General features: G+C 41.6%; 20 protein-coding genes and 1 tRNA gene. 12 read left to right on the top strand and 9 right to left on the bottom strand.

The window, feature by feature from the left end:
- Positions 1 to 282 precede the first annotated feature (282 nt).
- The 3 genes from lepA (at position 283) to ACM0OP_RS03460 (ending at position 4,819) form a co-directional block, all read left to right on the top strand.
- The gene (gene lepA, locus ACM0OP_RS03470) at positions 283 to 2,094 is read left to right on the top strand and encodes a translation elongation factor 4 (RefSeq protein WP_414526994.1); all 1,812 of its coding nucleotides are present in this window, start codon (positions 283 to 285) and stop codon (positions 2,092 to 2,094) included.
- A 340-nt stretch (positions 2,095 to 2,434) separates the two neighbouring features.
- Positions 2,435 to 3,625: a glycosyltransferase family 4 protein gene (locus ACM0OP_RS03465; protein ID WP_414526993.1), complete on the top strand. Its 1,191-nt coding sequence runs from the start codon at positions 2,435 to 2,437 to the stop codon at positions 3,623 to 3,625.
- A gap of 162 nt (positions 3,626 to 3,787) precedes the next feature.
- The gene (locus ACM0OP_RS03460; protein WP_414527060.1) at positions 3,788 to 4,819 is read left to right on the top strand and encodes a cyanophycinase; all 1,032 of its coding nucleotides are present in this window, start codon (positions 3,788 to 3,790) and stop codon (positions 4,817 to 4,819) included.
- 131 nt (positions 4,820 to 4,950) lie between these two features.
- Here ACM0OP_RS03460 and ACM0OP_RS03455 read toward each other — a convergent pair whose 3' ends face one another.
- The 4 genes from ACM0OP_RS03455 to bcp are packed head-to-tail and all read right to left on the bottom strand — an operon-like array spanning position 4,951 to position 7,995.
- Positions 4,951 to 6,114: a cysteine desulfurase family protein gene (locus ACM0OP_RS03455; protein ID WP_414526992.1), complete on the bottom strand. Its 1,164-nt coding sequence runs from the start codon at positions 6,112 to 6,114 to the stop codon at positions 4,951 to 4,953.
- 3 nt (positions 6,115 to 6,117) lie between these two features.
- The gene (locus ACM0OP_RS03450; protein WP_414526991.1) at positions 6,118 to 6,744 is read right to left on the bottom strand and encodes a type I restriction endonuclease; all 627 of its coding nucleotides are present in this window, start codon (positions 6,742 to 6,744) and stop codon (positions 6,118 to 6,120) included.
- 42 nt (positions 6,745 to 6,786) lie between these two features.
- Positions 6,787 to 7,446, bottom strand: coding sequence for a restriction endonuclease subunit R (locus ACM0OP_RS03445; RefSeq protein WP_414526990.1), 660 nt, complete (start codon positions 7,444 to 7,446; stop codon positions 6,787 to 6,789).
- A gap of 57 nt (positions 7,447 to 7,503) precedes the next feature.
- Positions 7,504 to 7,995 (bottom strand): thioredoxin-dependent thiol peroxidase, encoded by a 492-nt coding sequence (gene bcp, locus ACM0OP_RS03440; RefSeq protein WP_414526989.1) that lies wholly within the window; start codon positions 7,993 to 7,995, stop codon positions 7,504 to 7,506.
- 232 nt (positions 7,996 to 8,227) lie between these two features.
- On the opposite strand from bcp, the gene ACM0OP_RS03435 reads away from it, so the two are divergent.
- The 4 genes from ACM0OP_RS03435 to ACM0OP_RS03420 all read left to right on the top strand — a co-directional run bounded on the left by ACM0OP_RS03435 (position 8,228) and on the right by ACM0OP_RS03420 (position 12,465).
- On the top strand, positions 8,228 to 9,565 hold the full coding sequence (locus ACM0OP_RS03435) for an aromatic ring-hydroxylating dioxygenase subunit alpha (protein WP_414526988.1): 1,338 nt from the start codon (positions 8,228 to 8,230) through the stop codon (positions 9,563 to 9,565).
- Between the two features lie 115 nt (positions 9,566 to 9,680).
- Positions 9,681 to 10,514, top strand: a complete 834-nt coding sequence (locus ACM0OP_RS03430) for an FAD-binding domain-containing protein (RefSeq protein ID WP_414526987.1) — start codon at positions 9,681 to 9,683, stop codon at positions 10,512 to 10,514.
- Positions 10,511 to 10,927 carry a hypothetical protein gene (locus tag ACM0OP_RS03425; protein WP_414526986.1) on the top strand — a complete coding sequence of 139 codons (417 nt, stop codon included), beginning with the start codon at positions 10,511 to 10,513 and terminating at the stop codon, positions 10,925 to 10,927. The genes ACM0OP_RS03430 and ACM0OP_RS03425 overlap by 4 nt, the downstream gene beginning before the upstream one ends.
- Before the next feature lie 143 nt (positions 10,928 to 11,070).
- Positions 11,071 to 12,465 carry a TldD/PmbA family protein gene (locus tag ACM0OP_RS03420; RefSeq protein WP_414526985.1) on the top strand — a complete coding sequence of 465 codons (1,395 nt, stop codon included), beginning with the start codon at positions 11,071 to 11,073 and terminating at the stop codon, positions 12,463 to 12,465.
- A 143-nt stretch (positions 12,466 to 12,608) separates the two neighbouring features.
- Here ACM0OP_RS03420 and ACM0OP_RS03415 read toward each other — a convergent pair whose 3' ends face one another.
- A complete protein-coding gene (locus ACM0OP_RS03415) occupies positions 12,609 to 14,003 on the bottom strand; it encodes a hypothetical protein (protein ID WP_414526984.1) in 1,395 nt (464 codons plus the stop codon).
- Positions 14,004 to 14,233: 230 nt separating this feature from the next.
- Here ACM0OP_RS03415 and ACM0OP_RS03410 point away from each other — a divergent pair, with 230 nt between their 5' ends.
- From ACM0OP_RS03410 to ACM0OP_RS03400, 3 genes are all read left to right on the top strand, one after another.
- A complete protein-coding gene (locus ACM0OP_RS03410; protein WP_414526983.1) occupies positions 14,234 to 14,374 on the top strand; it encodes a hypothetical protein in 141 nt (46 codons plus the stop codon).
- A gap of 157 nt (positions 14,375 to 14,531) precedes the next feature.
- Positions 14,532 to 15,221, top strand: coding sequence for an esterase/lipase family protein (locus tag ACM0OP_RS03405; RefSeq protein WP_414526982.1), 690 nt, complete (start codon positions 14,532 to 14,534; stop codon positions 15,219 to 15,221).
- 169 nt (positions 15,222 to 15,390) lie between these two features.
- Entirely contained in the window at positions 15,391 to 15,999 is a 609-nt protein-coding gene (locus ACM0OP_RS03400) for a cytochrome b N-terminal domain-containing protein (RefSeq protein ID WP_414526981.1), read from the top strand.
- Here ACM0OP_RS03400 and ACM0OP_RS03395 read toward each other — a convergent pair.
- Positions 15,989 to 17,908, bottom strand: coding sequence for a cation:proton antiporter (locus ACM0OP_RS03395; protein ID WP_414526980.1), 1,920 nt, complete (start codon positions 17,906 to 17,908; stop codon positions 15,989 to 15,991). The two genes, ACM0OP_RS03400 and ACM0OP_RS03395, sit on opposite strands and share 11 nt — an antisense overlap.
- A 275-nt stretch (positions 17,909 to 18,183) precedes the next feature.
- Between ACM0OP_RS03395 and ACM0OP_RS03390 the strand changes: the two genes are divergently transcribed.
- Positions 18,184 to 18,256 (top strand) — tRNA-Glu (locus tag ACM0OP_RS03390).
- 91 nt (positions 18,257 to 18,347) lie between these two features.
- On the opposite strand, the gene ACM0OP_RS03385 is transcribed toward ACM0OP_RS03390, so the two are convergent.
- The 3 genes from ACM0OP_RS03385 to ACM0OP_RS03375 all read right to left on the bottom strand — a co-directional run bounded on the left by ACM0OP_RS03385 (position 18,348) and on the right by ACM0OP_RS03375 (position 22,033).
- Positions 18,348 to 18,932 carry an SRPBCC family protein gene (locus tag ACM0OP_RS03385; RefSeq protein WP_414526979.1) on the bottom strand — a complete coding sequence of 195 codons (585 nt, stop codon included), beginning with the start codon at positions 18,930 to 18,932 and terminating at the stop codon, positions 18,348 to 18,350.
- On the bottom strand, positions 18,925 to 20,958 hold the full coding sequence (locus tag ACM0OP_RS03380; RefSeq protein WP_414526978.1) for a GAF domain-containing sensor histidine kinase: 2,034 nt from the start codon (positions 20,956 to 20,958) through the stop codon (positions 18,925 to 18,927). The genes ACM0OP_RS03385 and ACM0OP_RS03380 overlap by 8 nt, the downstream gene beginning before the upstream one ends.
- A gap of 739 nt (positions 20,959 to 21,697) precedes the next feature.
- Positions 21,698 to 22,033: a ribbon-helix-helix domain-containing protein gene (locus ACM0OP_RS03375; protein WP_414526977.1), complete on the bottom strand. Its 336-nt coding sequence runs from the start codon at positions 22,031 to 22,033 to the stop codon at positions 21,698 to 21,700.
- A 771-nt stretch (positions 22,034 to 22,804) separates the two neighbouring features.
- Here ACM0OP_RS03375 and ACM0OP_RS03370 point away from each other — a divergent pair.
- Positions 22,805 to 23,167 (top strand): hypothetical protein, encoded by a 363-nt coding sequence (locus ACM0OP_RS03370; RefSeq protein WP_414526976.1) that lies wholly within the window; start codon positions 22,805 to 22,807, stop codon positions 23,165 to 23,167.
- Positions 23,168 to 23,558: the final 391 nt, after the last annotated feature.

Below are 23,558 nucleotides of genomic sequence, written 5' to 3'. Positions count from 1 at the left end.
ACAGCCCACGGTGTCTACATCATTTACTTATATATATTTATTGTACGCTCCTGATTGGTCAATCCCATCATGTAAAATAGACTTTATATATTAAAGATTTATATTGGCGAAACCATACCTCTTATCCCCCACTTCCCTAGTCTAAATATGCTGCAAAGATGGTAAATCGCAAATTCCCCACTGTTTCCATCTGACAAAACAGCCTCTTGGCTAATAAAGCATTAAAATATATGAAGTAAATTTCTCGTTTAACCTTGGTTGCCACTTCAGCAAAGATAGTATATGACTGACGTTCCCGCAGATCGCATTCGCAATTTTTGTATTATTGCTCACATTGACCACGGGAAATCTACCCTCGCAGATCGCTTGCTACAAGCTACTGGCACTGTAGATGAGCGCAAAATGAAGGAACAGTTCCTTGACAACATGGATCTTGAACGGGAGCGCGGCATTACCATTAAGCTGCAAGCTGCCCGGATGAACTACACAGCCAAAGATGGTCAGGAGTATGTATTAAATTTAATTGATACCCCCGGACACGTCGATTTCTCTTATGAAGTCTCCCGCAGTCTTGTGGCTTGTGAAGGGGCGTTATTAGTAGTAGATGCCTCTCAAGGTGTGGAAGCGCAAACTTTAGCCAATCTGTATTTGGCTTTAGAACATGACCTAGAAATAATTACAGTATTAAACAAAATCGATTTACCAGGAGCAGAACCAGACCGGGTAATTAGTGAAATAGAAGAAATTATCGGTTTAGATTGTAGTGGTGCTATTCTGGCCTCTGCCAAAGAAGGAATTGGCATTAGTGAAATTTTAGAGGCTGTGGTAGAACGCATACCACCACCAAAAGACACCCTAGATGCACCTTTACGGGCGTTAATTTTTGATAGCTATTACGATATCTACCGGGGAGTAATTGTTTATTTCCGGGTGATGGATGGCAAAATCAAAAAAGGCGATCGCGTTTACTTAATGGCATCAGAGAAAGAATACGTCATTGATGAGTTAGGCGTGCTTTCTCCCACCGAAAAGCAAGTAGAAGAACTCCACGCCGGGGAAGTAGGTTATTTTGCCGCCGCCATTAAAGCTGTAGCTGATGCGCGGGTAGGAGACACAATCACCCTATCTAAAGCTAAAGCCACAGCCCCTTTACCTGGTTACACAGAAGCCAAACCAATGGTATTTTGTGGGATGTTTCCCATCGATGCTGACCAATTTGAAGACTTGCGGGAAGCCTTAGAAAAATTAGGACTCAACGACGCAGCCCTACAATATGAACCAGAAACCTCTAGCGCTATGGGTTTTGGCTTCCGGTGTGGGTTCTTGGGGTTACTGCACATGGAAATTGTCCAGGAACGCTTAGAAAGGGAATACAATCTCGACTTAATTATTACAGCACCTTCAGTAGTTTACCGTGTAATTACTCTCAAAGGTGAAGAACTGTATATAGATAATCCCAGTCGCTTACCCGCTCCCAACGACCGGGAGAAAATTGAAGAACCCTACGTCCAGGTAGAAATGATTACGCCTGAAACCTACGTGGGCAGCTTAATGGAACTGTCACAAAATCGGCGCGGTGTTTTCAAAGATATGAAATATCTCGCCCAAGGACGCACCACACTGACTTATGAATTACCTTTGGCGGAAGTTGTCACTGACTTTTTTGACCAGATGAAGTCAAGGTCGCGTGGTTATGCCAGTATGGAATATCATCTCATCGGCTACCGCGAAAATCCCTTGGTGAAACTGGATATCATGATTAACGGTGATCCTGTTGATTCCTTAGCCATGATTGTTCACCGAGATAAAGCTTATAACATGGGGCGGTCAATGGCTGAGAAATTGAAAGAACTCATACCCCGCCATCAATTTAAAGTACCAATTCAGGCATCAATTGGTAGTAAAGTGATCGCCAGTGAACACATCCCCGCTTTGCGGAAAGACGTACTAGCTAAGTGCTACGGTGGCGACATCAGCCGGAAAAAGAAACTTTTGCAGAAACAAGCCAAAGGTAAAAAACGCATGAAATCTGTGGGAACTGTCGATGTACCCCAGGAAGCATTTATGGCTGTGTTACGCCTAGACCAAAGCTAACTCCTGCACACCTGAATATGTACAACCTGTCCCTTTCCTGAATCAGGAGAGGGAAATATTTTTTTATCGTTGTTTTTAGTGAGAAATATCTTCCCCTTCACAAGAAAATTTAACAGTTTCATTGTTTTGGCTGTTTAGTCTTAACCCATTCCCTACTCCCCACTCCCCACTCCCCAGCCATAAAAAGCAGAAAATTTTTTCTCCTCTTTCTCTGGTTGTGTTATTTTGATTTATCGGCTCTGTCCAAAAAATTGTAGTAAATATACTCACTACAATTAGCATCTTTGTATTTTTAGATAAATGTAGTTGTTGAGATATTTAGAGTGGATAGGAGAATTTAATGAAAATACTGGTGCTGAGTTGGGAGTTTCCGCCGAGGTTAGTGGGTGGAATTTCTCGTCACGTGGCGGAATTATACCCAGAACTAGTGAAGCTAGGTGATCAAATCCACCTGATTACTTCAGAGTTTGGTGAGGCGGCAAAGTATGAGAAAGTTGAGGGGATTCACGTCCATCGAGTCCCAGTTTCACATAGTAACGACTTTTTGCACTGGGTGGTCAATCTTAACCAGAGTATGGGACATTACGGTGGTAAATTAATTCTGGAGGAAGGCGGATTTGATTTAATTCATGCTCATGATTGGTTAGTAGGAGATGCGGCGATCGCCTTAAAGCATAACTTTAAAATCCCCCTCATTGCTACCATCCACGCCACCGAATACGGGAGACATAACGGTATTCATACCCCTATTCAAAGTTATATTCACCACAAAGAAAATTTACTAGCTTATAATGCTTGGCGAATTATCGTCTGTACAGACTATATGCGGCGAGAGATCCAACAAGCCCTCAATAGTCCAACCGACAAAATAGATATTATTTATAACGGTATTCGACCAGAAAAAAAACAACACGACGACAGCTTTCATGCTCAAGATTTTCGCCGTCAATTTGCCGCCGACCATGAAAAAATTGTTTATTATGTTGGTCGCATGACCTATGAAAAAGGTATTTCAGTATTAATTAATGCCGCCCCTCGACTCCTGAACGCAATGGGAGGAAATGTCAAATTTGTGATTATTGGTGGTGGAAACACAGATAATTTTCGGCATCAAGCCTCAGCCTTGGGAATTTACCACAAATGTTATTTTACCGGATTCCTTTCGGATTCATACTTAGATAAATTTCAAACCATTGCCGACTGTGCCGTATTTCCCAGTCTTTACGAACCCTTTGGGATTGTGGCTTTAGAGAGTTTTGCCTCTCGCGTTCCCGTTGTCGTATCAAATACCGGCGGATTTCCCGAAGTAGTACAGCATACCATAACAGGCATAGTCACCCAAGTCAACAACCCCGATTCCCTGGCCTGGGGAATTTTAGAGGTTTTGCAAAATCCTGGTTATCGCCAATGGTTAATTGATAACGCTTACAAAGATTTAGCCCACCGCTTCAACTGGACAAAATTAGCCCAGCAAACACAGACAGTTTATCACCGAGTCCTGCAAGAGCGATCGCAAACCCACTGGCAATAAAACTTACAAGAAACGCCAAGATTATAGACACATAGCCTAGAGAATTAAAGATTACTCTATATTATTTAGCAGAAAAAAACAGTACAATCCCTGTACGCTGGAAATTTCCCCCTTTCTGGTGCGAGAGTTAGCAATAATTGTGGTTTGCACCAGCAACTTATGATGACAAAGGTATTCCCAACCATAGCAAAGTGGTTAAAGACAGTCAGAACCTCATGGATGAAGATGGGAAACCGAATCATATCCCGTCTCAAAGCATTCCTAAAACCCGACCATCAACAGACAAATCTTGATTTACGTCCCCCGTCATCTCCACCCCTCGCCGGGCCTGTGCATATTTTAGGTGGAGGTGGCCCCGATGTAGAAGAAGCTATTCAGTGGATGATTCATCAAGTCAGAGGATCTGCCACCTACTCCCACAAAGTTAACGTTGTCGTCCTTCGCACCTACGGTAGTGACGATTACAACCGTGTAATTTATGATATGCAAGGCGTAAACTATGTAGAAACCCTCATCATTAGTAATCGTCAAGATGCAAACAGACCAGAAATTTTAGAGAAAGTCAGAAATGCTGGCGTAATTTTCTTTGCTGGGGGCGACCAATGTGAATATATCCGCAGTTGGAAAAACACCAAATTAGAAAGTGTCATTAAATCAGTTTATGCCAAAGGCGGTGGCATTGGTGGCACTAGTGCCGGTGCCATGATTCAAAGTGATTACGTCTACGATGCTTGTGCTTCTTCAGAAGCAGGTATTGAAACCAGACAAGCCCTAGAAGATCCTTATCAAGACATCACATTTACTTATAACTTCTTCCCTTGGAGTCACTTAAGGGGAACCATCATCGATACCCATTTTGACCGCCGGAAAAGAATGGGTCGAATCATGGCTTTTATCGCCCGTCAGATTCAAGATGGCGTATCTAAGACCGTTTTAGGTATAGCCATTAGTGAAGAAACATCAGTTGTAGTCGATAAATCCGGTATAGCTAAAGTCATGGGTAGAGGTGCAGCATATTTTGTCTTAGGAGACCACCCACCAGAAGAATGCAAACCCCGCACACCCTTGACATATTACGATTACAAAATTTGGCGCGTTCCCCGTGGCGATACCTTTAATTTAAGGGATCTACCCACCAGAGGTTATTATCTCCGCAGTGTCAAACGCGGGCGGTTTGATTCAGACCCCTATTAAATCAGTGAACAGTTATCACGCCGATTTAGTCGGAAATTTTGACCTGATAATTGATAATTGTTGATTGGGAACTGGAAAACATTATTCTAAACTCTTGTGGTGCGGGCATCTTGCCCGCTTTTGGATTTACATTAAATTTTTAAGATAGACTGTAAACTTTCAACAGTAGAAATTACCTGCTGTGCTACCGTGTCTATTTCTTCAGCAGTATTAAACCGCCCAATTCCAAACCTTACCGAAGCATAAGCTAACTTTTCCGAGTGTCCCAAAGCTGTCAATACATGAGAGGGTGCAGTGGTAGTTGAAGAACAAGCAGAACCAGAAGAAACCGCCATTATTGGCTGCAAACCTAACAATAACGCCGCCCCATCTACACCCTCAACACTAATATTTAAATTTCCCGCTAGTCGCTGGGTAGGATGTCCATTCAGATGAACTCCTGACAACTGTGAAAGCTGTTCCCATAACCTTTGTCTCAGTTCCATCAGGCGTTGATTTTCCGTCTCTTGTGCAGCTAAAGCGATTTCTACAGCTTTTCCGAAACCCACAATTTGCGGCGTGTACAAAGTCCCAGAACGCCTTCCCCGTTCATGTCCACCGCCATGCTGCTGGGGTGCAATTTGCACTCTAGGGTTACGCCGACGCACGTATAAAGCCCCGATACCCTTGGGACCATATACCTTATGTGCAGTCAGCGACATCAAATCAATTTTCATCGCCTGCACATCTAAGGGAATTTTACCAATAGCTTGGGCTGCATCTGTATGGAAAATTATATTATTTTCCCGGCACATTTCCCCAATTTCTGCCAAAGGTTGAAGTACACCTATTTCATTATTTGCAGCCATCACCGAAACCAAAATTGTTTCTGGACGCAAGGCTTTTTTCAACTCATTTAAATTAATAATTCCATCTGGCTGAACTGGGAGAACAGTAATCTCAAAACCCAGAGATTTTAAATAAGTACAAGGGTCAAGCACTGCACTATGTTCTGTCGCCACAGTAATAATATGCTGACCCTGAGAAAAATAACCTTCAGCGACACCTTTAATAGCTAAATTGTTCGCCTCAGTTGCACCACTTGTAAAGACAATTTCTTCCGGTGTAGCGTTAATAGCTGCGGCTAATATTTCCCGTGATTGTTTTACAGCCGCTTCCGCTTCCCAACCGTAAACATGACCAATACTAGAAGGATTACCAAATTGTTCTGTAAAATAGGGAATCATTGCTGCTAACACCCGTTCATCTACAGGTGTAGTCGCGTGACAATCGAGATATATAGGACGAATAGACATAAATTAACTTAAAGTTTGGCTGAGGTTTTTTAAAATACTTAGGACTTCATACAATTCATTTTTTCTTTTCAATAATGTAAATTGGTCAGATAAAGCATATTGGGAAATATTTTCCTGAATTAACTTTAGAAAAATAAACTCACTACCATTAGTCACACATCCAAACACAGGTTTTTCTAGACGAGGATTAGCTAACATATAACTTAGAGCTTGGGGTATAGCTTCTAAAAGAGAAAAACTAGAGCGTTTAGACTCAATAACTAACAACCAAAATTGTTCTTGAATTACCAGAACATCAATTCTACCTCGAATAACTTCTCCTTTATCCTCCACCGAAATTTCAATTGATTGTTCACTTCTCATAAAAAAAGGTTCATCATAAAAACCAGCCAGATTTAGCAAAGGTGATAAAACAACTAATTTTACTGTTTCTTCGGATAAGGGAGGATATTTTGCTAAACGCAGAAAATGAGCTTTTATTTTGTCTAACTCTTGTTTTTCTGAATCTGTAATTCCTGGTAAATTCTCCCACCATTCGGGAAAAAATACCTCATCTTTAGCCTGTCGCAGACCAAATTTTTCTTCTAAATAGGCAAGTCCAACATTTTGCGCTTGAATAAATTGAACCATAGTTTTCTCACAGTATATAATTGGGTTAATTAGAAAAAAGGATCAGCTAAAAATTTGACCTAATTTAGTTAAAATCTGTAAAACCTTATATAATTCATTTTCACGTCTATATAAACTGAATCTATCAGATAAGGCATATATTACGGCTTTATTTTGTTTAATTAATTTGATGAATTGAAAATCTTCCCCATTCATGATTAACGAATATACAGGATAATCAGAAGTAGGCGCAGCTATCATATAAGTAAGTGCTTGAGGTATTGCTTTAGCTAACGAAAAACTAGAGAGTTTAGATTCTATAATCAATATCCATAACTTATTTTGAATAACTAATACATCAATTTTACCCTTAATAATTTCCTTGGCTGTTTCTACCGATTCTTCAGGATTAATAATAATGGTTTCACTAATCTCTATAAATTCTTCTGTAGCGATATAAAAAGGATAACGATAAAACCCAGCTAAATCTAGTAAGGGAGACAATACTACCGTTTTTACTGCTTCTTCTAGCAGAGGAGTAGTTTCAAATAAGCTGAGATAGTTGCTTTTAACTCTATCTAAGTATTGCTTTTCTAATTCAGAAATTTCAGGTAAATGGTCAAACCACTCTGGAAAGAATTGCTGATCTTCAGAGTTCTCTAAAGCAAAATTTTCTTTTAAGTAGGCGAGGGTGATGTTTTGTGCTGGAATAACTTGAACCATGTTTGTGGCAACTGGCGAAAAGTGTTATACCCTACTTCGATGATAGCGCTATTAGGCTCACTGGGGATTTGAGGTGGCTGCTAATTCTTGTAATTCAGTTAATACTGCTTGTGCATGACCTTTGGTTTTGACATTCGGCCAAGTGTAGGCAATTATGCCATCAGGTGAGATGAGAAATGTTGACCGGGCGACACCCATATATTCTTTACCCATGAATTTTTTTAAGCGCCAAGCACCATAGGCTTCTATAAGATGATGTTCCGGGTCACTTAAGAGGGTGATGGATAAATTATGTTTGTCTATAAATTTACAATGGGCTTTTTCGGTATCTGGACTCACACCTAATATTTTTGCTCCCAGGGCGCTGAAGTCTGGAGACAAGTCTGTAAAGTCTTTGGCTTCGGTGGTACAGCCTGGGGTGTCATCTTTGGGGTAAACGTACAGTACAACCCACTGACCGCTAAAATCACTGAGGCTAACGGGCTGATTATGTTGGTCAGGTGTGGGGAAGTTAGGCGCAGGTTGTCCAATTTGGGGAATGTTGGTCATGATTGATGTTATGTAGGGATGGCTTCAAAATTTTACCTGTATTCGGCGACTATGAATTTTTGATCACGCAGAGGCGCAGAGTCGCAGAGAGGAATATTTAGAGAGATGTAATTTTGGCATTTTATATTTAAATTTAACAATGTCCACTTTTCTATCTCATGTCACACTATTTATATCTTGCTTTGCTGATGCGTGAGCCTTTTAGCCAAAATTAAACGCCGCTAATATTAAAATGACATCTGAATTTAACTTTTTTCAACAGTGGTATCCTCTCTTACCTGTAGAAGATATTGACTCCACAAGACCAAATCCTGTTACTCTTTTGGGGATTCGTTTAGTTATTTGGAAACCTAAGTCATCTAAGACTTACGAAGTATTTTTAGATGAATGTCCCCACCGTCTCGCTCCTTTAAGTGAAGGACGTGTGGACGAGAAAAGTGGTAATTTAATGTGTAGTTATCATGGTTGGCAATTTGATTCTCAAGGGATTTGTACTCACATTCCCCAAGCTGAGAAGCCAGAAGTTGTTACTAAAAATGAAAAGAATTTCTGTGTGGTTTCACTACCAGTACGCCAAGCTAATGATTTACTTTGGGTTTGGCCTGATGCTAAGTCAGCAGAACTCGCAGCTAATACGCCGTTACCACTGTCACCTCAAGTAGATGCTGAGAAGGGATTTGTGTGGTCTTCTTATGTGCGAGATTTAGAATATGACTGGGAAACTTTAGTGGAAAATGTCGCAGATCCTAGTCATGTACCTTTTACTCACCACGGGGTACAGGGTAAGAGAGAGAATGCTAGACCCATATTTATGGAAGTTGTGCAATCAACTTGCAAATTAATTGAAGTAGTTATTGATAGAAATTTGCAAACTACTATTACTTTTGAACCTCCTTGCCGTTTAGAATATTCAATTAGCTTGGGGGACTCTAAAGATAGGAAAATTGGACTTGTGACTTACTGCATTCCTGTATCTCCAGGTAAGTCCAGAATTGTCGCCCAATTTACCCGCAACTTTTCTAAAACATTGCATCGTTTAATACCCCGGTGGTGGAGTCATATCAATACCCGTAATCTGGTGCTGGATGGAGATATGATTCTTTTACATCAGCAAGAAAAGTTTTTACAACAAAGACAAGCTGTTGAAAGCTGGAAAAGTATCTACAAGTTACCGACAAGTGCAGACCGTTTGGTAATTGAGTTTCGCAATTGGTTTGATAAGTATTGTTCTGGTCAGTTACCTTGGAGTGAAGTGGGAATTACGGTTCTACCTAGTCCGCAAATTAATGATGATCGTTCTGTATTGCTGGATCGTTATTCACAACATACTCAGCATTGTAGTAGTTGTCGTAATGCGTTAAAGGTTATACAGCGCTTACAGGTGCGACTTTTAATATACAGTATGAGTATTATTGCTGCTGTGGCTTTACTTCCTGATGCACTGAGAATTAAGTTGGGTTTACCTTTGGTAGTTACATCTGCTTTAAGTATGGGTGCTTATTCTTGGCTGAAATTCCGGCTAGTTCCTAAGTTCTACTTTGTAGACTATATCCATCCAGAAAAACAATAGTTTACCGAATTACGTAAAGCCTTCGGCATAGCTGCGCTTAGAGCGAAGCTCCTCTGTTCGCGTAGCGTTCCGCAGGAAAAGAGGCATTACGAATTACGAATTACGAATTAAAAATATGCGCCGTGATTTTAAGAACCGCGATGAGTTAATAGCCTACTTACGGGAACAATTCCCCAATGCGGTAGAACGGGATGATCATATTAGTGAAACTGTGGGGGGACGTAAAGCTGCTGAGAAAGCACTGCAAAAAGTTAATCCTGTAGCTTATGCAAAGACACGCAACTCTTTAACTGGTGCTGTAACCCGACTTTCTCCATATATTCGTTATGGGGTTTTAAGTTTGCGGGAAATTAAAGATTATGTCCTAGAAAAAGTACAAGACCCCAATGATGCTAGTAAACTGATTAATGAGTTGGGATGGCGTGACTATTGGCAGAGATTATATGTCAAACTAGGCGATCGCATCTGGGAAGATCAAGAAGAATACAAAACTGGGTACACCCCCAAAGATTACGCTGACAAACTACCAGCAGATATCACCGCAGGGACTACAGGAATGGTTTGTATTGATAACTTCAGCCATGAATTGCGGCAAACTGGCTACTTACACAACCATATCCGGATGTGGTTAGCCGCTTACATTGTCCATTGGCGGCGGATTCGTTGGCAAGCTGGAGCCAAATGGTTTCTAGAACACCTGCTAGATGGCGACCCTGCAAGTAATAATATGTCATGGCAGTGGGTCGCCAGCACTTTCAGCCATAAACCTTATTTTTTCAATCGTGAAAACTTAGAACGCTATACCAAAGGTGTTTATTGTCGCCAATGTCCCCTCTACGGCCATTGTGACTTTGAAGGTAGCTATGAACAATTAGAACAACGACTATTTCCCCAAGGTGAATTTACCCAAAAACCCAATAGTCAAAGTTGGCAAAAAGGCAAAAAATGAATAAACCAATAGTTTGGGTACATGGAGACTGTTTGAGTCCTGACAACCCCGCTTTACAAGAATACCCCCAAGCCCCAGCCATCTGGGTATGGGACGAAGAATTAATTGCAGAATCGCAACTCAGTCTCAAACGGATCACATTTATTTATGAATGCTTATTAGAACTACCCGTAATCATTCGTCGTGGTAACGTAGCCCAAGAAATCTTAGCATTTGCCCAAGAACAGAATGCTGATTTAGTCGTGACATCCACCAGTCCCAGTCCCCGATTTAATCATATTAGCGACCAAATCGAAAAACACTTACCCCTAGAACTCTGGGAAACAGACCCATTCTTTGAATACGATGGCTACATAGACCTGAAAAGATTCTCTCGTTATTGGAAAATAGCCGAAAAACACCTCCTCCCCTAACTCTTCCCTCCGCGTACCTCTGCGCTAACCTCCGCGCCCCTTTGCGTTAAAATCTTAGGGATTTCCAGAAAATAAATTGCCCCATTTCATTAAACCATCTTTGTTCTTAATCCCCCCTGCTCCCCTGCCTCTTAATCCCCCAAATGCTAACCACCCTCACCGACACCCAAAACATCCTATCCGACCTCATCACCCGCTACTCATCCCGTGTAGATTACCTAGTTATCCGCCTCGAACAAGCCGAAGCAACAGATATTTTCTTACGGAGCAACCAAGTAGAAACACTGAGTGAAGGCATTTCCATTGGTGGACATATTCGCGCTTGTTATAAAGGTGGGTGGGGATTCAGCAGCTTTAACCAACTAGCAACCATTAAAGAACGCATTGAAGAGGCGATCGCCGCAGCTAGAATGGTAGGTGATGAAAAAACTATCCTGGCCCCCATTGATCCAGTCCAAGCAATTTGCCAACTCCCCCTCACAGGTAGTGATCCCCGCAAAATTCCGATTAGGGAGAAAAAAGAACTGTGCGATCGCTATACGGATTTATTAAAAAGCGTACATCCCCGCATCACCACCACCTCAGTCCGCTATGGTGACAGCAGTCATAAAGTGATTATTGCTACTTCAGAAGGAACCTTAATCGAACAATCTTGGGTAGATATGGAAATGCGCTTCGCCGCCACCGCCAGAAACGGTGAAACAGTGCAAACAGGTAGGGAAACTACAGGTTCTCGCAAAGCCTACGAAGATTTAACAGCTTTAGATCAACAAGTCGAAAGTGCCGCCCAAAGAGCGATCGCAGCCTTAACTTTACCACCAGTCAAAGGCAACACCTACACAGTAGTCATAGACCCCATTCTGACAGGTTTATTTGTTCACGAAGCCTTTGGACATCTTTCCGAAGCTGATATGGCTTACGAAAACCCCGATTTATTGGAAGTCATGACCATAGGACGGCGGTTCGGCACAGAAGACCTCCAAATTTTTGATGGTGCTGCCCCAGAAGGTCATCGCGGTAGCTATTTTTACGATGATGAAGGTACACCCAGTACAACTACGCAACTTATTCAAGATGGAATTTTAGTCGGGCGTTTACATTCCCGTGAAACCGCAGGCAAATTAAACGAAGCACCCACTGGTAATGCTCGTTGTCTTAATTATCACTTTAATCCCATTGTCAGGATGACAAACACCTGGATTCAACCCGGTAAAACACCAGTAGCGGACTTATTTTCTGGGATCAAATCCGGAGTATACGCCCGTAACTGGCTAGGGGGGATGACCAACGGCGAAATGTTCACCTTTAGCGCTGGGGAAGCCTGGATGATTAGAAACGGTGAAATAGCCGAACCTGTACGGGATGTTACCCTTGCCGGTAATGCTTTCCAAACCCTAGCCGATATTGAAGCCATTGGCGATGACTTTTATTGGGATGAGTCTGGCGGTTGCGGTAAAAATGGACAAAATGGCTTACCTGTTGGTTGTGGTGGTCCCAGTCTGCGGATTCGGGATGTAGTAATTGGGGGAGAAGCCTAAAAGATGGGACTTCCAACTAAAAAAATATCCCATCGTTTTGAAGGCAGGGGGACAGGGAGCAGGGAGCAGGGGGAGGGATAGTCGTTTTGAAACAGTGAAATTGGATAATTTATTTTCTGGAGTTCCCTGTCCCCCAATCCCGATTATTCTGGACTAGAATCTTCTCTTTTTTCTCGCACTTGGCGTAACTGTTGGATCAGTTTTTGACCAGATTCTAGAGTAGAAGAGAGTGAATTATTGTTGACTTTGGGTGTATTCGATGACTGGGGAATTACCACTGCGCCCGGTTGCTCATTGGTAATTTGCAGGTCTGGTAATGGTTTGACACTAGCTGCGGGTGTCTGCTCTTGGTTCCCCTCAACAGTGGTGTCCTTATTTTGGAAACGAAGACTAAAAGGATAGCTGCTGATTTGCTGATTGCCTTTCAGAGTCCGACCACTAAAATATTCTCTGGTTTTTGACTGCAACTCAGCAGATACTGATTCCCCTTGGAATTTAATATCTAAAACCTTACCGTCACGATCTACCACTAAGAAACCCAAGACTGTGCCTTGAAGGTTGGGTTGATTGGCAAGAATGGTTTCGCGGATAACTGGTTTTTCTTGGGAATTTGGGTAGGTTTCCTGAATTTTTGCTCTCAGGTTTTCGTAGGAAGTTAACTGAGCTGTGACTTCTGTTTGCTGATTCACTTTTTCAAAGGGTAACTCAGGTATTTTGGCTGTAGTTCCTGGTTGCCATTTGGGAATACTTTGATTTGATAGGACTAAGTTATCTTGAGCTTTTGGGGTGGGTTGTAGCCGCGCGATTAGCTCTCGGTTGGCATTATTTGCAGCTGTATTATTAGCAGGCGGTGGGGTTTGGTTGGCTCTGGGGGGAGTATTGGGTAAATCCGCAGGTAGTTGAGCCGAATTTACTCTGGGTAATCCTTCTACAGGAATTGCTTGACTGGCTATTCTGACTTCGCTCTGATTAAAACTGCGCCCAGATGGGGTAAATCTTTGATTACTGGCGTTGAAACCGGAGGTATCAAATGCAAATTCCTGACTAGGCGCTGTAGCTACCTGGGTAGGAGGCGCTATGTTGGGTACAGGTCTAGCAACAATGTTAGGTGCTGGGATGGGTCGCCCTGGGGGTAAGGAGACATTGCGATTCGGCACAATGCGATAGTTAGATGTGATGTTTGGCGGTAATACAGGCTGCCTATAGACAGGAGGTGGTAAGGGAGGTAATACAGTTGTCGGGTTCGCCAGATTGGGAGGCAGAAGCGTTGGCTGTTGGGGTAGTTCCGGTTGCAGAGCCAGTTGGGATGGAAATGTAGTAGCAATTTCTGGCAGTCGGTTTTGGTCAGCTTGGCTTAATTCTAAGATACCAACTGTTTGGGGTGAAACTGATGCTTGAGATGATGGCTTGGAGTCTACAGGCATCAATGGCACAATCATCGCAATAGCACCGTGGATGCCCAGAGAGGCTAGTGCTGCGATTCCAGTGGGTTGACTGAGGATTTCTGGTATATTTTTTAGCAGGGAGACGTAAGACATAGCTGTTATCGTTCACTCAACTCGGTTACGGTTGACTAGCAAAGCAATTTTATCTTAATGAAAAAAGATGCATCCTGCGAAGAGTCATCACTTTCGATACTGGTACTGAAAAATGGCAGGATAGGTTTTTTCCAGTTGTTAATTTTTCTGTGAGAAAATATTTCTCTGGTGAAGTCGGTACTGGAAAATTATCACTTTTCAATTGTCATTTTTATGAGGAGTTGCACAATATGGACTGGAATCTCAGATATTTGCCATTCCTTGCGATCGCTAACCCTGATGCAGGCATCCCATCAACTATATTTTTTATGGCAGTTGCTGGTGGGATTAGCCCACTATTTGGACGTTTTTGGGCTTTTTTTAAGCAATAGCAAGGTGGGTTTTAAAACAGAATTTAGTTTAGCTTAATCTTACCACATTCACCCGATTTTGCACTGTAGCCAAATTGGCTATTTAACGGGATTTTCCAGGCAGAACAATGGTAGTCCCCACAGGAAATTTACTCTCGCTCAACCACATTCACTAAAAATGCCATTACCCACAATTATTGTGCCTGGATATCTAGAAAGTGCGATCGCCTATCGCCAGTTAGAACAATTATTACTGCACTTAGGCATACCCACCCGGACAGTACCACTGCGGCGACGTGACTGGTTATCCACTATTGGTAGAGCTGTGACACCCATTGTGCAGCAACTCGACCTCACAGTAAAACAGATGTTGGCTCAACATAACGCGCCTCAAGTTAATTTAATTGCTCACTCCGCCGGCGGTTGGATTTCTCGCATATATATGGGAGATCAGCCTTATGCATTAACTGCTCAGGAAACATCCCTCTGCTGGAAAGCTCACCCTTTAGTTGCGAGTTTGATTACCCTGGGTACACCCCATATTAGCCAAGAACGTTGGACTCGGCGCAATTTAAATTTTGTCAATCATAATTACCCTGGCGCTTTTTACCAAAGTGTGAATTACGTTTGTGTTGCTGGTAAAACTATCTTTGGTGAAAGGAAACCCGGTGGCTGGTTAGCTTACAACAGTTATCAACAAACCTGCGGTCAAGGTAATACCTGGGGAGACGGGATCACCCCCATTGCGGCGGCTCATCTGGAAGGGGCAGAAAATCTGATTATTCCTGGTGTCAAGCATTCTCCTAGAAGTCCCGGTATTTGGTATGGCTCCCCGGAACCTTTAAAGTCTTGGGTGCAGTATTTGTAGTGGGGAGTAGGGAGTAGGGAGTGGGGAGTGGGGAGTGGGGAGTGTGGGGAGTGTGGGGAGTTGGGTTGAAAAAATTTACTTTTCTTTGAGAAAAGGTAAATAAATTAATTTTTCTTAGTTAAGATCGTCATAAAAATACATATTTAGCTAAAAAGAGCAAGGGGAGATCATGGAAAGTACCCGGTTCGATAGAGTTATGCGGCGACTGGCGACGATTTTAGCAGTAGCGATGCTGAGTTTGTGCTTAATTTACATCACTACAGGAATTTTGATTTCTTTTTACTACGAACCCACAGCCGGCGGAGCGTATGAATCCCTGAAAACCATTAATACGCAAGTACCCTACGGGTGGTTGTTCCGCAGAGCTTATGATTTGGCTGGGAATGCAGTCATCGTGGTGGCGTTGGTGCAAATTGTTGTGATGTTTTTAGGGCGACAATTTAGCAAAAGTTGGCTGACTGCGTGGATTAGTGGAATTTTCTTAACTTTAAGCGTCATTGGTCTAGATTGGACTGCCATGCTTTTAGACTGGACTCAAGAAGGCTACTGGCGTTTTAGCATTGAGCTAGGAACCATCGAAGCAATTCCATTTATAGGTGGGCAACTACGAGACATCCTTACAGGTGGTGGAGCTATTAGCACAGTCACTGTTGCACACCTTTACACAATCCACAGTTATATTTTGGCGGTTGCTGCCATCATTTTGGCTGTCGTACATTTATCTGCGCTGATTTGGCAAGAACAACAAATGTATAAAGTCAGAGCATTCACGTCTTAGGAGCATCACCGCTAAAAATTTGAGATAATTTTTCCAAGGGTAGTTCTTCCATCTCTGGTAAAGTTTCCAGAGATAGGCGAGTTGATTGGCTACCACCGGATAAACGCTTTAATAAATTGGGTCTGGGGTCATGCAACAAGTATATGATGCGATCGCCCACTAACCACTCTTGACTGGCTGACATCACCTGTAAACTATCTTGTCGTTCTACCAATAACGGAATCAAATCTCCCGTCTTAATCTTTTCTTGGATGCGTTCTTGTTGCTTACTAAATTCCGGCTCATTCAGTGTAGTTGTCCCCAGTTTCACCCTGCCATCATTCAGATACTCATTCCAAGTTTTAATCACTAACTCCGTACTAAAAGCTTGGTTAACCTTCTGATTATTACTGGAATTAGCTTGGGGGTCACGGGGAAAAACTGCCAAAACACGGGGCGGACTAAATTCTTCAGCCGCCCTTTGCGCCAAGACAAAATTCACCTCACCATTATTCGTCATTGCCAAGAACGTTCCCATAGAAGCCAGTCCCGCCTCTTCTAAAACCGAAACATCCAACGCACTGCTAGAAATCACCCGAATATCTTCAGCTGCGGCTTTAGCACAACGTTCCGGGTCAGTATCAATCATCACCACTGTTTCTCCCTTTTCTAGAAAGAAACGGGCAATCAATAAACTTAAAGGATTACAACCCACAATCACCGCTCCAGTGGCATCCTTAGAAGTAATTCGGAGCCATTTAGCAATGGTTCCAGCCGTTAATCCTTGACAAACCACCGTCATAATAATTGTCAAAAATACCAAAGCTTTAATGGCATCACCACCGTTAATCCCGCGCTGTGTTAACGAAATCGCAAACAAAGAAGCCACAGAAGCCGAAACAATACCTCTAGGCGCTACCCAACTTAAAAACAGTTTCTGTCGCCAATTTAAATTACTGTTCCAAGTACAGGAAAGAATATTAATGGGGCGAACTACAAACATGAGAACTAAAACAGTAAATACACTCCCCCAACCCAAAGCAAACACACTGGCAATGGAAAGGTCTGCTGCTAGGAGAATGAATAGCACCGAGACGCTAAGAATTGTTAGCTGACCTTTAAAACTTCGCAGTAACCGCTCTTCTGGGACTGAGGAATTAGCAAATACCGCCCCAGCGATAACTGTGGTCATCACTCCCGATTCACTGCGAATCGTCTGCGCCAGAGTAAATAAACCCCACAGAATCGCTAAAACTACTAAATTTTTTAACTCCGATGAGAGAAAATTGGCGCGCTTAAAAATCAAGCTCATCATGTAGCCCCCTGCGCCACCAATGGCTGCACCAACACCCAGACGCATCACCAAACCAGTGATGGCATTAATCGGGTCAGAATCGCCGTTAATAATAGTGTCCAGAACCACGAAGGCCAGAATAGCTCCCACGGGGTCAATTAAAACCCCTTCTCCTTCTAAAATCGTGGCTACTTGCCGATCTACATTGATTTGTTTCAGCAGAGGACTGATGACAGTGGGACCGGTGACTACAATGATCGAGCCATAGAGAAAAGCGATATTCCAAGGAAATTCACCCAGCCAATGGGCTGCCATACTACCGCCAATTAAGGTGATCAGTGTTCCCAGGGTGACAAGCAATTGGAGACTGACGGAAACTCTGCCCAGTTCCTGTACATCCAGGTTGAGTCCGCCTTCAAATAAAATTATTGCCGTTGCTAGGGAAACAATCACTTCTAGACCTGTACCCAGAACATGAGGATGCAGCACCCCCAGACCATCAGAGCCAAGGAGAATGCCTAGCAGCAATAACAAGACAATACTGGGCAAGCGGAAGTATGCAGCCAGCACCTGGGCGGTAATGCCTGCAACAACTACGCTCACAATCTGTAGGGTTATTTCAAAAGATGCTTCCATGTTGTAGATTTTGAGCTATAGATTTCAAAATCTTTTGTAAATAATAGTAAATATCACTTCTACAGAGTACAGCATCATATCCCTTCTCCCCAGGGAAATCCAGAGTTTTTTTATACTTAGTTATTCATATTACTTTATTATAAGTAGCAGGGGGAAAGGAAATAGTGCCAAATAGGGTATGTATTGCCGCCAATTTGAGGCTAGAAAAAATCTTTTGGAAAAACTGTTGACATCAACTGGAAAATTAGTTATTTTATATAAAGTCTGAGTCTTACGCCCCCATCGTCTAGAGGCCTAGGACACCTCCCTTTCACGGAGGCGACGGGGATTCGAATTCCCCTGGGGGTATTTCCAGAACACTAAAGTTAAATCATATTTTTAACCAGCCTTTTCTCAGATGATTAAATCGAGGAAAGGCTTATGATTTTGAATATAGCCGCTATAACTGCTCTAAACGTTGGTGAATAGCTAACAGATTTACCCGCAAATCATTGCTGAGGCGACGTTCAATGATGCTGATGGGCATAGTTAGTTTAGGCCAAACTTGAATGGTGTAACAGACTGTAGTTCCTTGTTTGTCACCGTGGAAATAAGGTTCAAAACACCATTTACCAGAAAAGCCTTTGAAATCTCCCTCTACCATGCAGAAATTAATTTCTTGGGGGAAGTATTCTTCTAAATCCAACACTACACGAGCAGAAAAGTTGAACTTGAGTAAGCGCTGGGAGCCGATTTGTTCCAGTCGGATACCACCTTCGGGATGCTGAAGCAAAGAACTCTTAGCTAAGTTAGGAATGAACTCAGGTAAGGCTTCGTAGTCTGTGAGGAGTTTCCAAATGGATTCTACAGGATGAGGAATCTGGATTTTAGCGCTAATTTTCCTCTGCCTTTCGGCTATTTTCTCGACTTCTATCACTACATCTGGTAAACCAACTGCATCAATGGTCAAATCGGTTTCTAGCTGTGTTAGATCACTAGTGGCGGTGAAATCAAGATTTTCTGTGATGTTTTGTTGTTCAGTCACTGTGAGTATATGCTTTGCTTTGATGGGAAAATTGGGGCAGAGTTAAGGTAAAACAAACTTCGCTGACTGGCGAGTCGGAAATTTCTACACTATCAACGGCGATCGCCCCACTTAAATGCTGCACTAAAGATTTAACAAGGGCTAGTCCTAGTCCAGTACCAGGATGCCAACGTCCTTTACCACGACGGAATTTGTCGAAAATATAGGTGGCTTCCTCTGGGGAAATCGCACGTCCTGTATTAATCACCTTAATGATAACTTGATCGATTTGTGATTCCACTTGCTGAAATGCCTGGAGATGAATCACCGTATCACGCTCAGAATAGGTATAGGCGTTATTTAATAATTCTTGCAGAATCCTGTCAAAACTATCTATTTCTGTTTGTAGTGTTAAAGGTTCTTTAGGTAAATCTACTGTAATACTTAAACCTTTATCTCCTAACCTTTGAGAAAAGCTGGCACTTAGTTCCTGAATTTTACTCTTTAAATCGATGGTTTCAAATTGGATGGGTTCTTGATCAGACTCAAGTTTTTGCAAGGTGAGCAAGTCGTTAATTAAATTAATCTCTTTGGTACATTCTTGCTCTAAAATGTCTAAGTATCTAGATTGACGCTCTGGTGCTATTCCTGGCAGACGTAAGTTTTTAATTGACATCAGCATATTTGTCAGGGGGTAGCGCAGGCGATCGCTCATATTGCTCAAAAACTCATCTTTGAGTTCGTTAATTTCCCGCAGTTGTCCCACATATTGCCGGGTTTTATCATGCAATTTGGCTTGTAGTTCCAGACTGCTTTGTAATTTCGCCGTCCTTTCATCAACTACAGTCTGTACTTGTTTTAATGTCTGTGATTGAATAATGGCATTGCTGATTTGGGCGCAGACCATTTCTACAAGATTCAACTCTGCTGGTTGCCAATTCCGTGGTATGGCTTGTTGTAATACTAGGAATCCTAAAACTTTGCCTTGACTCTCTAATGACATTAATAGTACCGTCGGCAACGCCTCAATTCTAAACAATGGGGCGACTTTACCAGGTGAGTTTATCTCCATATATTCACTGATAATCACGGGATTGCCCAGGTTTTTAAACACCTGTTGACATAAACTACACTCATTTACAGAAAATGTCTGAGTTAACGTATCCCCTTTCACCTTGTGGAAATTTTGGCTTTCCCTGTTCCATTCACCAGCCACGGTAACTTTAGCATTGGGAATTTGCTTTTTAGGTTGATTTTTAAATAATGGATCTGTATATTTCAGTAATATCAACAAACCCCGATCTGCTTGTAGCGATTCGGCAGTAGAGGAGATTGCTAACTGGAGCATTTGATTTAATTCCAAGTTAGTCCGGCTCAGTAGAGTTAACTGCTTGATTAAGCCTTGATGATAATTATTTTTTTGTATATACTGTTGCTGAGTAGCAATTAGCTGGGCTTGTATTACTTGAGCAAAGGCGATCGCACAAGAAGATTCTATATTTTTTAATAATTCTTTTTCGGACTCTTGCCAATCGTAACGCTGAAATTTAATCAAACAAATCACACCATTATTTTTGCCCCTCAACCGTGTAGGGATAGCCAAAACGGCTTTAATTGGTAATGGTAGACATTCACAACCAACTACCAAACTGTTTTGAATATTGGAAATATCCTCTATTGTTAACGGTTCAGCCGCAGATTGCACCACCGGCAAGTCTATCATTAACTGTTCCATAGGTAACATCTCACCCAGGTGATTCCTTCTGATATACTCCTCAGAACACCAATTAGCAGCAGTCACATTCCCTGTAGCCTCGTTAGTCACAGTAACTAAGCAGCAAGAGTCAACATTAAAGGTGACACCCAGCAATTTAGCAATATCTTGTAACATCAATGCAGTCACAGAACTGTTAGCAAGGATGTGGTTAATTTTTTGTGCCAGATCATTGACTGATTGTTCCTGATGCTGCATTAACTTAACTGGGTACGATTGTAACCGCTCTATTTCATCCGTGTATTTTGTTGGTAATGATAGATAATTGTTCATTTATGGCACACTTTTGGATAATTACCCCATTCTTCGCCCAATCAATTTATGCAAATACCCTTCATTTTTAATCACACTGTGACACTTTGAATAGTGGCCAATGCTGGATGAAGAATTTATCCCACCTGTTATAGTCTTTTTTATTTCAGATGATCAAGTTACTGATACATTCACCTGATGTCTATAGCAGCATAAAAATATTGAGAATCTACTGAAATGATGCACCCAAATACAGTTTAACTGTTTCTGAAAATTTAATTAACTAACTAGGAACTAGGATATCTGATCCATAACTATACATAAACCGTATTTTCTCTTGATTTTCGATAATAAACCCAGAAATATAACTGTATTAACACTGGCATTTTTAGTCCTTTAAAAGATTTTTTGCCAAGAGGATGTTTGAGAGACTAGTAACTTTACTATTGGTCTGACAAAAACTCAAATATTATAATGGGTGTGGTGCAAAGACGATCTGAGTGAAAAACTGGCGATAATCACGCAGATAAAGGCAATAACCCTTTGAGCTTCATAAACCAGGATCAAAGGAACAAAACATCTAAGCAGATATTAGACACATACTTGATCCGAGTTGAATAGAATTTGAATCTAATTCCAGAGAGATATAAAATAGCAGATATTTTGTGCTGATTAAATCTATCCATAGCTAGAAGAAAATTCAATTTTTCATATAGCCCATTTCACGAGTTGAAATGGGCTTCACTTATCTGTATAAAAACTAAGATGCTAAACTGGCGACACTGAGAGGAACCATATCACCATTCCTCGTCAGTCCTAATAACATTGGTTGTTGGGGTGGAATTAATTGACCTGTGAGTACACAACGTTCTTCTTGCTGCGCTGTTGCTGTAATACTCGCCCGAATATCGGCTTGGGAAAATCTGGGTTTCCACTCACCTGACTTTTGTTGTACATAATTCCAGAGGATATCTCTGATTAAAGCTTGATATCCTTGATTCCCAGAAATTTCTTTGAGTTTATCTTTCAGTTCCCGTTCCAGGCGAATACTGGTAACTTCCATTTCGGTGGTGGGGGTGCGAGGGATTATATGCATGACTTTGGCTCCTAAAAAGAGTGGACAGTATAGTAATACAAGTGTAGTATGTTTAAATAAATGTTCAAATAGGTGAATTTTCCTGTGAATAGCTCCACCATCTCTGCTGATATCTGCTAAATCAGTGGGGAATTATCCATGATAAAAGTGCAGTATTTAATGAAACTCATGGGGGATGATGAGGGTAAGGGCTAAAAAATATGTATATTTGACTATTAAATTGATAAATTCTATTAGACAGAATTAGTAAATGTGTATACTAAATAAAAAAAGAAATCTTACTTGTTTATTCCCAATAATTACGTATAGATGCTGGGGATTGGGGATTGGGGACTGGGGACTGGGGACTGGGGACTGGGGACTGGGGATTGGGTATTGGGTATTAGATAGTAAAAATCTTTCCCCACACCTCCCACACCTCCTGCCTCTTCTTCTTCTCCACCTGCACCCTGCACCCCTGCCTCTTCTCCCCTGACTGATTACAAACCTTGAATGGTTCATACCGCCCTATTTATACATTGAATTAGATAGGAATCTATCAAAATGGATTCTATCTGGAGATTGATGTAAATGTGAGTAATTTAGAGGTATAAGTGTAATAGATGAAATTAACTGACAAGTATTTGGTCAAGCAGGATAATTAATCAGGTATTGAAACGCTGAAATGCCAATTTGGTCAAATTTTACATATTCCCAGGAATGAAAACAACACCTATTAATAAGTTAATTGTGTTTTGGGAATGTTATTAAAGTTATTATTGGGAGCTTAAAATGAAGGTTTTGAATTTTGTTTTATCTATGTTGTTACGCCCAGTACAGTTTTTAATTGTGGCTTGTGCGTGTACGTTGCTATTTTTATCAAGTGCAGCACCTGCTTTTGCTATCAGTAGCTATCAAAGTGATATTGAGGAAGGTACAACCCAACTGCTGGAGACTCAAAAAAGAACTGACGAAGTGGCTAAATCTCAACCTTTGAATCAGAAACAAACTCAAGAAAGGACAAATCAAGGACTAAATGAGGTTCAGGGAGATGCTGATATTGATCAGATGAAGAATCCAGGAAATTCATCTAGTTCAACTTCGGTAGAGGATAATGTTCAGAATTTCTTAGAAAAAGTGACTGGGAAAAAGTAAGTTTCTTCTGAAATTTGGCTAGCTATCAGTAGCTGTACAGATCCCCGACTTGTCGAATAAGTTGGGGATATTTAGTAATCTGGTTTGATTTCTGAAAAAAATTGTAGGTCAGGTTGAGGTAAGGAAATCCAAATTGGTCGCGTTGGGTTGCGCTGCTTAACAAAACCTACATTTAAGGCACTTTTTTAGGCTTGTCAATCCACTACTTGTTTGTTCAATAATCAAATATTATTCCCATATAGCCTTTCCCAGTCTGATGAAGTACACATCAATTTATTCCCTGTTCCCTGTTCCCTAAAACTAAAAAACTTTGTACCTCACGAGCATGGGAACTGCTATACAGCGTTTCCGGCTGTTATGAGGTACAGTAGCAGCAATTAGCAAACCAGTT

The sequence above is a fragment of the Nodularia chucula CCY0103 genome (genome assembly GCF_963923915.1).
Classification (GTDB): Bacteria; Cyanobacteriota; Cyanobacteriia; order Cyanobacteriales; family Nostocaceae; genus Nodularia; species Nodularia chucula.
Note: the sequence above shows the minus strand (reverse complement) of the source record. Positions and strands in the feature narration are given on the sequence as shown.

What these genes read in the sequence shown, in the direction of transcription:
- ACM0OP_RS03410 (WP_414526983.1), top strand. Translation starts at nt 14,234, where the DNA reads ATGGACTGGAATCTCAGATATTTGCCATTCCTTGCGATCGCTAACCCT.
- ACM0OP_RS03450 (WP_414526991.1), bottom strand. Translation starts at nt 6,744, where the DNA reads ATGGTTCAATTTATTCAAGCGCAAAATGTTGGACTTGCCTATTTAGAA.
- ACM0OP_RS03460 (WP_414527060.1), top strand. Translation starts at nt 3,788, where the DNA reads ATGACAAAGGTATTCCCAACCATAGCAAAGTGGTTAAAGACAGTCAGA.
- ACM0OP_RS03455 (WP_414526992.1), bottom strand. Translation starts at nt 6,114, where the DNA reads ATGTCTATTCGTCCTATATATCTCGATTGTCACGCGACTACACCTGTA.
- ACM0OP_RS03395 (WP_414526980.1), bottom strand. Translation starts at nt 17,908, where the DNA reads ATGGAAGCATCTTTTGAAATAACCCTACAGATTGTGAGCGTAGTTGTT.
- ACM0OP_RS03380 (WP_414526978.1), bottom strand. Translation starts at nt 20,958, where the DNA reads ATGAACAATTATCTATCATTACCAACAAAATACACGGATGAAATAGAG.
- ACM0OP_RS03445 (WP_414526990.1), bottom strand. Translation starts at nt 7,446, where the DNA reads ATGGTTCAAGTTATTCCAGCACAAAACATCACCCTCGCCTACTTAAAA.
- ACM0OP_RS03370 (WP_414526976.1), top strand. Translation starts at nt 22,805, where the DNA reads ATGAAGGTTTTGAATTTTGTTTTATCTATGTTGTTACGCCCAGTACAG.
- ACM0OP_RS03375 (WP_414526977.1), bottom strand. Translation starts at nt 22,033, where the DNA reads ATGCATATAATCCCTCGCACCCCCACCACCGAAATGGAAGTTACCAGT.
- ACM0OP_RS03405 (WP_414526982.1), top strand. Translation starts at nt 14,532, where the DNA reads ATGCCATTACCCACAATTATTGTGCCTGGATATCTAGAAAGTGCGATC.
- bcp (WP_414526989.1), bottom strand. Translation starts at nt 7,995, where the DNA reads ATGACCAACATTCCCCAAATTGGACAACCTGCGCCTAACTTCCCCACA.
- ACM0OP_RS03465 (WP_414526993.1), top strand. Translation starts at nt 2,435, where the DNA reads ATGAAAATACTGGTGCTGAGTTGGGAGTTTCCGCCGAGGTTAGTGGGT.
- ACM0OP_RS03415 (WP_414526984.1), bottom strand. Translation starts at nt 14,003, where the DNA reads ATGTCTTACGTCTCCCTGCTAAAAAATATACCAGAAATCCTCAGTCAA.
- ACM0OP_RS03435 (WP_414526988.1), top strand. Translation starts at nt 8,228, where the DNA reads ATGACATCTGAATTTAACTTTTTTCAACAGTGGTATCCTCTCTTACCT.
- ACM0OP_RS03430 (WP_414526987.1), top strand. Translation starts at nt 9,681, where the DNA reads ATGCGCCGTGATTTTAAGAACCGCGATGAGTTAATAGCCTACTTACGG.
- lepA (WP_414526994.1), top strand. Translation starts at nt 283, where the DNA reads ATGACTGACGTTCCCGCAGATCGCATTCGCAATTTTTGTATTATTGCT.
- ACM0OP_RS03425 (WP_414526986.1), top strand. Translation starts at nt 10,511, where the DNA reads ATGAATAAACCAATAGTTTGGGTACATGGAGACTGTTTGAGTCCTGAC.
- ACM0OP_RS03420 (WP_414526985.1), top strand. Translation starts at nt 11,071, where the DNA reads ATGCTAACCACCCTCACCGACACCCAAAACATCCTATCCGACCTCATC.
- ACM0OP_RS03400 (WP_414526981.1), top strand. Translation starts at nt 15,391, where the DNA reads ATGGAAAGTACCCGGTTCGATAGAGTTATGCGGCGACTGGCGACGATT.